Raw genomic sequence first — 12,654 nt, forward strand, 5'->3', positions numbered from 1 at the left:
CTGTACGCCCAAGTTTCTTTTGTGCCGTCTTTTTTAAAGATTTCGGCTTTAACCAGTTGGTCGTGCAGGTCGTAGAAATAGTTCTGTACTTCGCCGTTCGGCAGTTCGCGGTGGATGAGGTTGCCGAGGCCGTCGTAGTAATAGGTCGTGCCGTTGTAGGTTTTCAGGCGGTTGTCGGTGACGGCATTGAGATCGTCTGAGAAGCAGAAACAGCATGATTACCGCACCCACGCTACGTCGGGATTGGAGGTTTCATGCGGGCTACGGCTTGCTACGGTTAATGAGAAGATGCTCATGAGAATATATGCATTTGATTCCTTGTTTTATAGTGGCAATTAAACCACTAATTTTTTTATTAGATTTAGTAAATAATGGATTTTCCCAATCATAATTTTTAATTACATAAACTTTGAATTTTCCATTTTTACCGGTAGTGGAATACCATCCAACATCTAAAATATATTTTTCATTAAAGAACTGTACTTGTAATAAATCTTCCTCAAATTCAAGTTTGTAGATTAATTCATTAGTGTTATTAAATAGCCAAAATAAATTTTCATAAGTAATAATGCCATCTTTAAAATCAATGTCATGTTCCATTTCAATTTGCCCCTATTCTCATCAAGTGTTCTTCTTTTTGTAATTGGATATCTATGTATTACCCCTCCCCCCTGAGAACATTCAGCTCGTATGTATGGTGTATCTACACCGTCTGATGCACCAATAATTTTTCCAGCATCATATACTTTAACTCTATTTGGCCTCGTAGTGGTATCGGTGTGCTGCCCCAGCGCATCGGTGTGGCTGAGCAGACGGCCCAAACCGTCGCGTTCCATCAGATTGGTGTTGTCGTCAGCAAACACCCGTTTGGTCAACTCGTTTGTTGTCGTCGTAATGATATTGCTCGTCCGCCACATTGCCAAAGTTCAGCGAGAACACCCAGCCGTTGCCGTCGATGACGTATTGCGGCAGACCGGTCAGCGGATGATAGACGAAACGCTGGTGGTTGCCGTTGGCGTCTTCCACCGCCACCAGCGGGAAGAGGGTACTGTCTTCGTCCGAGCCGTCTTCCGCGATCACCAAAGGCGCAAAACGCAGCGCTATCGAACCGTCCAGCGAAGCAATGACATAATGCCCGTCCGGATTCTTACTGAACCAAATCTGTTCGCTCTCGAACAATACCGGTTCCTCATCATCTTCATCGACTTCCGGCAGCGGGAACAGACGGCCCTGATCGTCGATATAGGCCAATCCCGCCGCATCGCGGATGATGCGTTGGCAACCCGGCACACTCCAGCCCTCGCCGAGCCAACCGGTACCGTCTTGGTCGGAATAATAGCTGCGGTTCCAGACCAGCGGCAGCGGCCTGACAGGAAATACAGGGTTTGGGCGGCAGTTTTTTCTTGAACTTGTTGTTCATGTGGAACATATCGCCGGCGCGTATGATGTAGCGCTTGCGGATTTTAACCGAAGAGGAGTGCATCATCGGCCAGGCAGGTTTGGTGGCGGTACGCGACAACACCCCCTTGCGGCCCGGAAGGGCGGGTTCGTCGCCGGTGGTGCGGTTGGTTTTACTGGCATTGAAGACGAAGGCGGGCTTGCGGTTGAGGCGGACGTCTTTGGCAACGGTTTTGGCGCTGCCCAGATCGGCGAAGAGCGGGAAGGGAATAGGGGGTGTGACAGGCGGAGCAGGAGGAGGCGGCCAGCAGAAATCGGGGAGGGTAAAGACGACATTGAAGTCACTGCTTTTACGGGCGATTTTATTGAAGGCCATGGGGGTCGTCTGAAAACGCCGTTCGGCGGTTTCAGACGACCTTTGGCATTTGTTGGGTCTTGACTCAACCTACGCTTGCTAAATAAGGAACTCTTCAAACTGCATTGGCAAAGAGGGATGAATATCATGTAAATCAATAATTATAATTGAAATTAAGTCATCAATATCTCCTCCTTCTTTTGCAATTTCTTCCTTCTCGTAATCGTACATAGTATAGATAATAAGATTTAAAAAAATCTAAAACTTTCTGAGCTTGAATCAAATAACTTCCATGCTTGGGAACGTTCATTTATTAATGAATTTAATGATATGGAGCCATTATAATAATTTTCACTTGCCAATAAAAAACTTAATGATACATCAGTATTTTTATTGTTCAAAAATATTTTTTCTTTAATGTTAATCTGTGAATTATTTTCATAAAATTTTTTTAGGAAATCTCTTAACTTATTAATTAAAAAATTTTTATTTTTCTGGGTTTTTTCTAAAAACTCAGAAATATTATCCATAATTTCATTTATATCATCCATGACTATTTTTTACCTTTCATTCTTAAGAATTTTAATACCCATGCACAACTACTACACAGTGCTTTAAGTGTATCATCAGCAAGATCATAAGCTTCTGATGTTCCGTTTTTAACGATTTTTCTTAAATCAGAAATTGTCCGAGCATCTGCATCTTCTGCGATTCTGCTAAGAGCATCGACTTCCCCACATTTGCAATGAAAAGCAGACCTTTTTCGGGCAGAAACTTTATCATAAGCTTTTTGTACGACAGGATGTATTTTTCCTCTTTTACCTTTTGCTTTTGTGCTAAATCCTTCAGAAATAATTCCAGATATTGTTTTTAGAATAGCCTTACCTCCTTTTTTTGATAGCCCTAATGGGTCAATCCATTCTTGAACATTAGGAGCAGTAAATAAAAATTATCTCCACCAAGCAACCCAATCGGATCCTGACTCACAAACCAACCCGCATCAGGCTCATAATACCTGAAGAAGTTGTCATGCAGCCCCGTCTCACGGTCGGCATACTGGTTCTGCAGGCGGAAGGGTTGGTAAGCGCTATCCGTTACCTTGGTTTCCTCTTCCAGACGACCCCAGCCGTAATAATCCCCAAACCACAAGAGCTTGCCGTCCTTATCGGTCATCTTACGCGGGATGCCGATGTGATCGCGGTGGAAGTAGTCGGTCTGCTGTTTGTTGCTATCTTCTGTATCTGTGCAATTGCGGATTTAAGCCAGCGGCTCATAGCTGTCTGCATCGGTGTAGATGCAGGCAATTTCGCTATCTAAAATATCTTTGCTGTTTGGTGTATTCAGACAGGTATGGTCTGCTGAATGCCTGTCTGAAACTTCGTTAGCGTTTGCTTTCAGCCGGGCTTTGCTTATCCGTCTGCCCAAGGCATCGTAGCGGTAAGCCTACGCTTCTTTCGTGCCGTCTTTTTTGAATATTTCCAATTTAACTAGTTGGTCGTGCAAATTGTAGAAATAGTTCTGCACTTCGCCGTCGGACAGGATGGTGGCGGCGCGGTTACCGTTGAATTCGTAGCGGTAGCGGACGGTTTCGGTAACGGGCAGGTGCAGCATATCGTACTGTGCATCGCGCCAGTCGGTTTCGGGCAAACCGTTTCGGGAATTCTCTTCTTTGGACGGTACTTTCCATTGGTGCTGGGCGATGAGTTGGCTATTTTCGTTGTAATCGAAGCAGGCAAGGGCTGTGGGAAGGTTTTTCAGACGGCCTAAGCAATCATTGAACTAAAAACCACATTCGTGCCTTTGGGTACACGCCCTACATACAAGCTACGGCTTGCTCGCTTTTAATAAGTTGTTTTTTGATGGTTTTTAAATTTTTGATAATTAAACAATTAATCTAAAAAATCATCATGATCCCAATAATGTAAAACTGCATTAATTAAGGAATTTATCGTAGCATCAGAATGGGTTTCTGTATAATTCTCAATTATGTCAATAAATGTTGGAGATTCAAGCCAGTTTCGATAATCTTTATTATTTTCTATAAAAAACTCATCGCTTTCAGTTTCTGGTAACAAAAAAGTACACTTGAGTAATCCTTCTGCGGTTTCTACGTCATCATTTTTTAATGTATAAAGAAAACCATAGTCTAAAAGGCTTTCTTTTGAATCAATTAAGTTTTTAATTCCAATAAATTTAATCATAGAGTAATTTCCTTTCATAAGTTATCTACATTTATTACGATATTTCTTTCCGCCGCCCCATTTTTCACGACTACCGCTACCATCAGGGTGGTATATCTTGTGATACTTTCTATAATCTTATCGATCAACTAATTCTAATTTACCTGGGCTATTGTGATGATGCCAAGTTAATCCAGTACGATACCTGCGGCACCCCATACCGAAGAACTCACTGAAAACTTCGGAGCCTGGCAACCACTATCAGCCGGATCATCGCCACGGTTGAAACATCACTTCTACCCCTCATTAACACCTGCGGTACCATCCATGCCTGATGCTTATCTGAAGGCTACCGGTACTGTCACCTATATGGCTACATATGTATCACAAAATTTGTTATATTTTAATTAACCTGCGTGATTAGATAGAAAATCAAAAAACATGATACATAAACTATCTTTAATATCAAGTAATAAATTTAAAAATAATTCCTGAAAATCATCTATTCTTTCATTATTTGAATTAATTATATCAGGATATAAAAAGCAAATGATTACACGCTGTATGTATTTATCTTTACCTTCTAGTAAATCATATCTGGACCAAGCATCTATTCTCCTCTTTCTTAGCACTTCTTGATTTATTTTCCCTTGGTAAACAAGCTGACATAATATATATCTTCCTTAAAAGAAAGGTTTTTACTAAGAGTAACAATAAATTTCTCTGTAAATGAAATACATATTATTATGAACTCTTCATAGGATAAATTTTCTAAAAGATTTTTACTATCTATTTTATTTCCTATATAAATATCTTCTCTTTCCCTTTTTTCTTTTGAATTAATAGGCATATCATACTCCTAAGAACTATTAAAGTAGAATTTCCTTACTAAGAGATTCAAGACAAAAGAATAAGATTCACAAGAAGGTAAGGCTTCTCCGTCAGCAGCCGGTGTAACTTTTGCTACAGTTGTTAAATCCCTCGAATATTAATCATAGTCATAAAGGATAGCAGAGCAGTCATCTAAATTAATCACATTATTTGTGCTTAATATTAAATTATTGTTTCTAATAACCCCATACTGATATCCTTTTCTCTCAAAATGATTTTTAATCTTTTGCAGAATTAATGTCTTATTTGAGTTACTTTTGAAAGATACCCCACAAAATTTTTCCCCATTAGGTAAAGTAATCTCACAATTGGACGAAATCAAACAAAAATCCTCCGATTCCAATTCAGAAATACTGAAAATTTCATCAAATGAATCTTCAAAACTATGCATATCATAGTTAATATATAAAAACACCCTATCAGGATTTTGGTGGGGATGATTACCAACGATATTTACAGCATCTTCTATTTGCTTTATTACATTAATTTTATGGTTAGCTTTTTTCATTTAATAATTCTTATACTTTCGTAATTATAAAATAATATTTGTTAGACTTTCTTGGGCAAAACTTTTGAGTAATTATCACAAATTCCTTGCTATTTGTATGATATACGACTTGATCAAAACATTTCAGATTTTTCTTTATACTTGACCCAAGTTTTCCATCCCAAAGAATCAATCCAACAATGAACATTTAGTGCAAATAGATATAAGTTACCTCCTCCTATCAACCCAATCGGATCCTGACGCACAAACCGATCTGTATCAGGTTCATAATACCTGAAGAAGTTGTAATGCAGTCCTGCCTTGCGGTCGGCATACTGGTTCTGTAACTGGAATGGCTGGTAAACGGTATCCGTTACTTTGGTTTCGCTCTTTAGTTTGCCCCAACCGTAATAATCCCCAAACCACAAGAGATTGCCATCCTTATCGGTCATCTCACGTGGGATGCCGATATGCTCACAGTGGAAGTAGTGGATTTGGTATCAGCTTTCTCCTTCGTCGGTTGCCCATCGCGGACTTGCGCAAGCGGTTTATAGCTGTTCAGGTAGGTATATCTGCCGTCTGAGTGAATTTCCTGCAGTAGGTGGCTGCCGTCCCGAACGAATCCGGTTTTATCCTCGAGGTTCCTCTGAAAAGATATTGTGCGCAGGTCAAAGACGAACAGTTCGCTGCCCGCTTTGGTGATCCTGCCCAGTTTGTCATACTCGAAGTGGGTCGTTCCCGTCCGCTGGTCGGTACTGTAGGTTGCCGTTGGTGTCTTCCACCGCCACCAGCAGGAAGATGGTACAGTCTTCGCCCGAACCGTCCGCTACTACCCGTCAGGGCGGCAGGATGCCTTCAAAAGCAAAGTCGGTTTCACTCTCCAAAAACTTCAGCCCGTATATCGGATTGACCGGACGGCCGGCAGCAGCAGCGGCCTTACAGGAAATACAGGGGTTTAGGCAACAGCTTTCCTTTGAACTTGTTGTTCATATAGAACATATCGCCAACGCGTATGATGTGGCGCTTGCGGATTTTAACCGAAGAAGAATGCATCATCGGCCAGGCAGGTTTTAGCTAGTCATTTCCATTGCAATTTCATGTAGCGCATCCATTAAATGAAAAATTTTATTTGCTTGTTCTTCATTAGTATATACTTCATGTTGCCTATTTCCACATGTCAAAAGAACAGAAGTCATATCAATAAATATATTTACTAAACTAATAGGTAAAGCATCCGCGCCAGAATATTCTTTTTTTAATTCAAGTAATGAGTTAATTAAATTCTCACAATCATAGTTTGTTATACCTTTTCGCGTTTCTGCTTGATGTGAAACATTCAAAAAATTTTTAGTAAATATTTGAATTTTATCTTCTTCCATATTATGCCCTTAATCTACTTTTTTAATTGCACTTGTGGGGATACTACCTGTTACTAATATCTCTTGTGATTTAGATGCCCTATTTTTAACTGTATTACCTTTTAATCGAGAACAACTACTAGGTAAATCAATAAATATCTCTCTAAATTTGACTTAAATTAACTTCAATAATAATCTGGTCTGCGATTCCATATAGTTGTCTATTATTTTTTTGCAGGTAATTAGACAGAAGCGCACGTGCAGTTAGCATCCACGACGCTACACCACACGTTAAATAAATATATTATATATCTCCACAGCCTGCTGATCATTCTAAACGCATGTTGCGTAAAAATATTCGCCAAAAACTTTAAGCTGCATTTTATTTGCTTTTTGTGGTAGCAAAAATTTTTAACGAAAAATGCAGTTACTATACAGCACAGGTTCATGTTTGTTATCAAAAATCTCTTTCTACAATAGGAACTTTATCTAGAATTTCAGTAAGCCAAATATCATACCACTCTAAAAAACTAACTCTTCCCTTTTCTTTATATGAATATGGAAAAATTCCACCATAATTACCTCGCCCATCATACCAAACATTACCAGCTTCTGGTCCTGTCAAGACGAGCAAAAATAGTTCACCACATCCTAAGTCACAGACACAAATTGAACCACTAATATGTTTCGTTGAAAAATAATTTCTACTTAGGACATCTAAATTATTAGCATTAATTTCTAACGCATCATAAAAGGAATCATCGTTCCAAGCTTTACAGTAAGGAAAATTTTCAGACAATAAAATTTTGTCTTCTCCTTCTTCTGACAGGATTCTTGGATCTATAATACTTTTATCATTATCCAATGGTAATATTCCTATACCAGGACCGACTCCTCCATTTCCAATGATTTGTATAAATTCTTTATAATCCTCAGGGAGGACAACATTATTAACATCTTCAAAATGTTGAATAGCTTCTTTATCTATAATTGGATTGAAAGTTAGCTTTTCAAATCTTTTAGTAATGACATAATTACCACTCTGAATTTTTTTGATTTTTATTTTAATTTTATCTAACATTTTTCCTCACTATAATATTTCACCGCCTGGTCCCTCTGTTCTTTTTATGAGATTACCAGAATTTCTATCTGCCCATGAAAATTCTATGGTCACTTCATTTTTAGCAAAATTTTCCATGCCGATTTCACACCTATCACGAGGAGATAATCCACTCAATTGTTTTACCTTCATCCAATATTTTGTCTAATTAAGAACTTGATATGAAGTTTTCCAGTGCGGCAATGAACCTATCACACAAAACATCCTCAATTTCATATAGCAGCTCAAGGTAAAGAAACAATTCCTCATATATATCTCCTAATAAACGATTTTTCTCTGCTACCCTTGGATACAAAAAGCTTACCGTTATACGTTGAATACTTTTTTCTTTACCTTCCAATATTTCATAATTAGCCCAAGCATACTTTTCACGAGTATGTAATTTTTTGGCAGTAATTTTTCCAGATAAAAATCTCTTAGCGTAATCTAAATCTATTTTGGGGTCATTTCCATTACTAAGAGGAGCTATTTCTATCTCAGTAAATAGAATCAAAAATTTAATTAACTCTGTGTACGGAATTGATTCAATTAATTTTAATTCTCTAATTTTATCATATGCATTAATAATTTTTGATTTAGACACTTTTTTATAGCTCATAATTATTTATTTCTTTTAAACCTTATATAATATCTTCAATATTAATATTTGCTGAAATTAGCCCTTCCTTACTCTCTATAAACAATGAGCCAGTATCGTTTATAAGATAAGAGGTTCCTCTTGTAAATATTAAATTATAGAGTCCTTCATAAAATTTCCCTCCAACATAATAGATATCCCCCGAGTCAGGGATTTCATAAATTCCCCCTGATTCATCAATCAAAATTTCTCGACCGCTCTTAAAACCAAAATTTCTTATTTTCTTATTTGTCAAATATGTACAAAAATATGAACTTTCTTCTTCTGATGAATAATCTATTAATTTTTGGGTTGTTTCCCCAAAAGTATAAACATCATTACTAAATATATATTTTTTATAATTATCTTGCATGTAAAAATCTTTAGTTACTGAAATATACCAAAAATTTCTTAACCACGCTGGGTAAGTCCTCTATATGAGATGGCAGCTTTTCAAGTATAATGTCCCTTTCCGGATACCAACCGGAAGAAATCATCTTTTTAAAAAAATCAGAATTTATTTCATATGGTTGTTTCATTTTCACCTCAATATTTAAAATATTTTTAATAATCCTGGGCTGCTACACCATCAATGATGCCTAGCTTATCTAAAAATTTACCACACGATTTACATGCTGATATCAGCTTTCCATTTCTTACCTGTATCGCAACTGGTGCTGCTCCTTTTATTTTATTCGTGTCCCACCATATAATGTACAAACTATGCGCAACGCCCTTGGATACTGATTTTGTCACATGACATAGATCTTTTGTTGACTTTCACCTTCAGCGTCAATGTGGCTTTAAACCTGTGCCAAAGGTTCATACTCTTCTCGGGTCAGCGTGTTATCACGAAGGAGTACTGTTTTATATAATAGTAGTAGCCCTTTATGAAGGCAGCAGTTTAGTGCCTTCCAAGGTAAAATGCTCGCTTAGGATAAAACAGGTATTATATTAATAATGATATAGAAAATAGAATGCATCAAAATATTAAATACTAATGCTAAAATATATTCAGTTTAATTAATAAAATAGGAAAATAGAATTATGAATTATAATCTAGAAATAATCAGTTATTCTCAAGTATTTGCCGATTCAAAATACTTGAAAGAATTTAGATTCGCAAATGGAAAACCTTTTCCTTATTCTTACCAAATTTTTGTGGATCAGTTCGGTTGGGGCAGAGCATTGAACAATTACTTAATCTATATCCCTTCAAACCCTAAGTTTCACGACTCCTGGCAACAAGCACGTGAAGACATTAGGTCGACATATATAAATAATATTGATGAATACATCGGCTATTATCCAAATGATTTATTAAGTTTAATGGAACGTATGGAGCCATTTGCCAGAAGCGAATCAGGATATTATTTATTTTGGGATATATATAGCGAAAATCTAGCTGATGAATTTGATATATACGCAACTGATTTTGTGGGAGATATATATCTTCTAGGAAAAGATCTTTTCGAAGTTTTTTATAATCTAACTAATACTACCGAAATCTTGCAAAAATGTTTTAACACAAAGCCTTGGCCAAAAATATTTGAGGGATTCTCTTCAATTTGTTAGAAATTAATAACTTAAGTAAATTAATCTTTTTCGAATGAGCTTTTACTTACATAAAATATTTTACTCCTCGATATTGATCGTCTGAAAGCTCCTCATACAGACGATCAACTACATTAGCAAGCAAGCGAGTATAGGTTGGCGCCCTGCCCGAATCCAGGCGCTCCGACAGAGTATAATTTTCTTCTGAGAGTACACTCCCGGATGAGATAAACCAGAAGGTGCTGTCAAACAGGATACACTAATAACCATAGGAAAATCATGAATTTAGACATACAAATCGTGTCTCAAGAGTTTAGACAAACACTCCAGATTAATAACTGGTTGAACAATATTGGAAACCATCAAGATTATGGTGGCAGCATATCATCACCTTTTAATATCCAGTTCATTACAGAGAAAGACCGGGCATACAGGTGCATGAAAGCTGATGCTTGGACGAATATTGATATTGATGTTTTTAATGAAATTCTTGAATTTCTTGAAATGCATTCCATGGATGGAAGTATCATCAATGATCTAGCGGCAGAAGGTAAGAATATATTTGACGAAAATAAAACTTATCTAACCCATAGGTTAATATCCTACAAAATAAATGAAAATGTTGCTGATTATATTTTAATACCCGCTTTAGTGAGAGGTTTTCAAGAATTCTATGTATCAAAACTCCACAAAAATATGCTTATTAATTTTAATAGAAATCTCATATCTCTGCTAAATCTTGGTTATTTACCCTGCGGCTGGAAATACTCACCCATATGGAAAAATCACCCTAATAATTTAGTGGTGCATCTTGATAATTCTTCGAAAGAAAATTTAAAAACACATGTGAAATCTTTCGATTATTCATCCGGTACTTTATATCTTTTTTAGAAAGCTCTGATGGCTACTCGTTAACAGGGAGGACACAAGAATGATTGATACAACCGTTCGGGGAATAATATCTGTGTGGCTGGGGATATCCCATCAAACGATAGAAGAATTTAGTGCATACACCCACGGCCTGGAAGACTCACGTTCTGGATGCCCAGCTTTCAAAGATTTTGGGGTCTCATTTATCGATACTGACTTTTTCGTCGCCTACAGAACCACCAACGGTGAAGTTCTGCCCGTGGAAGAGCTAGCAGATGAGGTCGATACAAATTCCCTGGAAACACTGAACAGCATTGTGGCAGCGGCAAAGAACAAAGCAGGTAATAGCTAGTGAGCTCACCCCGGTATCGGCACTGTCAGCCTGTTCGCAAAGCCGCTCAGACACCCAGGTAACATCACCCACGGCAAAGACCATTTCCATAAGCCCATCAATCACCGTATCCCGGTCAGCAGATAAAAGCTTATAAGCTACTACCCTTTTGAGCTCTTCACCCACACTTCACCGCCACTCCTGCATCGCCACAGCTGAAACATACAACCCCGAAGACTATACGCTGCCACCTACTGCAAGCACAGCGCAGTCCCTCGGGAAGATCTCAAACTATCGGCAGCACACAGGGTACCCACCTTTCCATACTGGTGGTGAGGCTACGATCCGTCAGAATCGTCTGTTGTCTCTTTCTTCGGTTGAGAGGGACGGCCCTGAGCTTCGCCAGATGTTTCAGCCGCAGAATTATATACAGCTTTAGCCTTCGACATACCCTTCGCCAAAGAAACATTACTGGTGTTCTCGGTTTTCTTCACAGCCTTCTTCTTGTCGTCAGCCTTCTCCCCTGTCGAGGCTGCATCGTCCTCCGCAGCATCCTTTGAACCCGTCTCGAGTACATCCGACGGGTTCTCAGCTGTCCCGCGTTCCTCAACAGGGCCATCCGTCACACCAGCAGCAGCCTTCGCCGAGGCGCGCACACCCGCAACAATAAAGCCGGTCAACCCCAGCACCACCAGCAACCCGGCGGTCCACACGTGAATACGCAGCCCCAGCAGCATCTCGGAAGTATCAATACGCAAGAAAGCCTCAATGAACAAGCGGCCCACACCGTAATACAAAACATACAGCCACAGGGTCTGCCCCAGCTTCAAAACGCCCTTCTTACCCAGGTAAATCAGCAAGAACGCGCCCAGCAGATTCCATAGCGACTCATACAAGAAGGTGGGGTGGAACAGTGTACCCGCCGGGTACTGGCTCGGGAAATTTGGACTATTCGCATCAATCTGCAGACCCCACGGAAGAGTCGTAGGCTTACCGAAAAGCTCCTGATTAAACCAGTTACCCCAACGACCAAACGCCTGCGCCAAAATAATACCCGGCGCCACAGCATCCGCAAACGCCGCGAAATTCATGCGGTAACGGCGGCACGCATACCAGGCACCAAGAGCGCCCACAGAAACCGCGCCCATAATACCGATACCGCCCTCCCAGATCTTTAAAAAGGCCAGCGGATCGCCACTTGCCTTCGGGCCAAAATAGCTGCCTGGGTCGGTAATGAGCACATGATAGGCTCGGGCACCCACAATACCGGCAGGAATAGCCCACATCGCCACATCATACACACGCTCACGGGTACCCCCCATCTGCGCCCACCGCCTGCCGCTAAGCCACAGGCACACCGCAATCCCGGCGAGGATACACAGCGCATAAAAATGGATCCGCAGCGGCCCAACCTGAATATACGAAACATCAGGAGAAGGGATAGACGCCAAAGGAACACTAGAAACAGCCGACACGGCAGCTGAAGACACCAAA

Annotated in this window: 22 protein-coding genes and 2 pseudogenes; 5 read left to right on the forward strand and 19 right to left on the reverse strand. The window is 39.5% G+C overall.

Translation table 11 applies throughout. From position 1 onward, the window contains the following. The first annotated feature begins 62 nt into the window (after positions 1-62). Complete coding sequence (locus I6I94_RS11360) at positions 63-200, forward strand: hypothetical protein (RefSeq protein WP_236588892.1); 138 nt, start codon at positions 63-65, stop codon at positions 198-200. A gap of 61 nt (positions 201-261) precedes the next feature. On the opposite strand, the gene I6I94_RS01480 is transcribed toward I6I94_RS11360, so the two are convergent. The 13 genes and pseudogenes from I6I94_RS01480 to I6I94_RS01535 all read right to left on the reverse strand — a co-directional run bounded on the left by I6I94_RS01480 (position 262) and on the right by I6I94_RS01535 (position 5,763). Further along, positions 262-600 (reverse strand): hypothetical protein, encoded by a 339-nt coding sequence (locus tag I6I94_RS01480; RefSeq protein WP_023134258.1) that lies wholly within the window; start codon positions 598-600, stop codon positions 262-264. 252 nt (positions 601-852) lie between these two features. Next, positions 853-1,251 carry a hypothetical protein gene (locus tag I6I94_RS01485; protein WP_201620792.1) on the reverse strand — a complete coding sequence of 133 codons (399 nt, stop codon included), beginning with the start codon at positions 1,249-1,251 and terminating at the stop codon, positions 853-855. Between the two features lie 30 nt (positions 1,252-1,281). Next, positions 1,282-1,362: pseudogene (locus tag I6I94_RS11560) on the reverse strand (DUF6531 domain-containing protein); the annotation flags it as partial. 106 nt (positions 1,363-1,468) lie between these two features. Beyond that, positions 1,469-1,774: pseudogene (locus I6I94_RS11565) on the reverse strand (PAAR-like domain-containing protein); the annotation flags it as partial. Between the two features lie 78 nt (positions 1,775-1,852). Then, positions 1,853-1,984, reverse strand: coding sequence for a hypothetical protein (locus I6I94_RS11515; protein WP_269090146.1), 132 nt, complete (start codon positions 1,982-1,984; stop codon positions 1,853-1,855). 17 nt (positions 1,985-2,001) lie between these two features. Continuing rightward, entirely contained in the window at positions 2,002-2,304 is a 303-nt protein-coding gene (locus I6I94_RS01495; protein ID WP_201620794.1) for a hypothetical protein, read from the reverse strand. A gap of 352 nt (positions 2,305-2,656) precedes the next feature. Further along, positions 2,657-2,926 carry an RHS repeat domain-containing protein gene (locus I6I94_RS01505; protein ID WP_279756226.1) on the reverse strand — a complete coding sequence of 90 codons (270 nt, stop codon included), beginning with the start codon at positions 2,924-2,926 and terminating at the stop codon, positions 2,657-2,659. Between the two features lie 270 nt (positions 2,927-3,196). Beyond that, positions 3,197-3,400, reverse strand: a complete 204-nt coding sequence (locus tag I6I94_RS01510) for a hypothetical protein (protein WP_201620795.1) — start codon at positions 3,398-3,400, stop codon at positions 3,197-3,199. A gap of 242 nt (positions 3,401-3,642) precedes the next feature. Then, positions 3,643-3,954 carry a DUF7716 domain-containing protein gene (locus tag I6I94_RS01515; RefSeq protein WP_201620796.1) on the reverse strand — a complete coding sequence of 104 codons (312 nt, stop codon included), beginning with the start codon at positions 3,952-3,954 and terminating at the stop codon, positions 3,643-3,645. Positions 3,955-4,071: 117 nt separating this feature from the next. Then, complete coding sequence (locus I6I94_RS11570) at positions 4,072-4,152, reverse strand: HNH endonuclease (protein WP_371518427.1); 81 nt, start codon at positions 4,150-4,152, stop codon at positions 4,072-4,074. A gap of 421 nt (positions 4,153-4,573) precedes the next feature. Beyond that, positions 4,574-4,783 carry a hypothetical protein gene (locus tag I6I94_RS01525; RefSeq protein ID WP_201620797.1) on the reverse strand — a complete coding sequence of 70 codons (210 nt, stop codon included), beginning with the start codon at positions 4,781-4,783 and terminating at the stop codon, positions 4,574-4,576. 138 nt (positions 4,784-4,921) lie between these two features. Further along, positions 4,922-5,332, reverse strand: a complete 411-nt coding sequence (locus I6I94_RS01530) for a hypothetical protein (RefSeq protein WP_201620798.1) — start codon at positions 5,330-5,332, stop codon at positions 4,922-4,924. Between the two features lie 113 nt (positions 5,333-5,445). Then, entirely contained in the window at positions 5,446-5,763 is a 318-nt protein-coding gene (locus I6I94_RS01535) for an RHS repeat-associated core domain-containing protein (RefSeq protein WP_197702296.1), read from the reverse strand. Between the two features lie 319 nt (positions 5,764-6,082). Here I6I94_RS01535 and I6I94_RS01540 point away from each other — a divergent pair, with 319 nt between their 5' ends. Continuing rightward, positions 6,083-6,385, forward strand: a complete 303-nt coding sequence (locus tag I6I94_RS01540) for a hypothetical protein (protein WP_201620799.1) — start codon at positions 6,083-6,085, stop codon at positions 6,383-6,385. On the opposite strand, the gene I6I94_RS01545 is transcribed toward I6I94_RS01540, so the two are convergent. The 5 genes from I6I94_RS01545 to I6I94_RS01565 form a co-directional block, all read right to left on the reverse strand. Continuing rightward, positions 6,382-6,690, reverse strand: a complete 309-nt coding sequence (locus tag I6I94_RS01545) for a hypothetical protein (RefSeq protein WP_201620800.1) — start codon at positions 6,688-6,690, stop codon at positions 6,382-6,384. The genes I6I94_RS01540 and I6I94_RS01545 overlap by 4 nt on opposite strands. A 436-nt stretch (positions 6,691-7,126) precedes the next feature. After that, positions 7,127-7,750 carry an SMI1/KNR4 family protein gene (locus I6I94_RS01550; protein WP_201620801.1) on the reverse strand — a complete coding sequence of 208 codons (624 nt, stop codon included), beginning with the start codon at positions 7,748-7,750 and terminating at the stop codon, positions 7,127-7,129. Positions 7,751-7,759: 9 nt separating this feature from the next. Beyond that, entirely contained in the window at positions 7,760-7,921 is a 162-nt protein-coding gene (locus I6I94_RS01555) for a hypothetical protein (protein WP_201620802.1), read from the reverse strand. Between the two features lie 16 nt (positions 7,922-7,937). Beyond that, positions 7,938-8,387 (reverse strand): hypothetical protein, encoded by a 450-nt coding sequence (locus I6I94_RS01560; protein WP_201620803.1) that lies wholly within the window; start codon positions 8,385-8,387, stop codon positions 7,938-7,940. Positions 8,388-8,409: 22 nt separating this feature from the next. Next, a complete protein-coding gene (locus tag I6I94_RS01565) occupies positions 8,410-8,778 on the reverse strand; it encodes a hypothetical protein (RefSeq protein ID WP_128087720.1) in 369 nt (122 codons plus the stop codon). A gap of 674 nt (positions 8,779-9,452) precedes the next feature. Here I6I94_RS01565 and I6I94_RS01570 point away from each other — a divergent pair. From I6I94_RS01570 to I6I94_RS01580, 3 genes are all read left to right on the forward strand, one after another. Continuing rightward, on the forward strand, positions 9,453-9,980 hold the full coding sequence (locus tag I6I94_RS01570; RefSeq protein WP_094758091.1) for a hypothetical protein: 528 nt from the start codon (positions 9,453-9,455) through the stop codon (positions 9,978-9,980). Between the two features lie 279 nt (positions 9,981-10,259). Further along, positions 10,260-10,850 (forward strand): hypothetical protein, encoded by a 591-nt coding sequence (locus tag I6I94_RS01575; protein WP_201620804.1) that lies wholly within the window; start codon positions 10,260-10,262, stop codon positions 10,848-10,850. A gap of 40 nt (positions 10,851-10,890) precedes the next feature. Further along, positions 10,891-11,181, forward strand: coding sequence for a hypothetical protein (locus I6I94_RS01580; RefSeq protein WP_201620805.1), 291 nt, complete (start codon positions 10,891-10,893; stop codon positions 11,179-11,181). A gap of 317 nt (positions 11,182-11,498) precedes the next feature. Here the strand turns inward: I6I94_RS01580 and lgt are convergent, their stop codons facing one another. Further along, positions 11,499-12,650 (reverse strand): prolipoprotein diacylglyceryl transferase, encoded by a 1,152-nt coding sequence (gene lgt, locus I6I94_RS01585; protein WP_236588893.1) that lies wholly within the window; start codon positions 12,648-12,650, stop codon positions 11,499-11,501. Positions 12,651-12,654 lie beyond the last annotated feature (4 nt).

This window comes from Rothia aeria (assembly GCF_016726365.1).
GTDB classification, from domain to species: Bacteria; Actinomycetota; Actinomycetes; order Actinomycetales; family Micrococcaceae; genus Rothia; species Rothia aeria.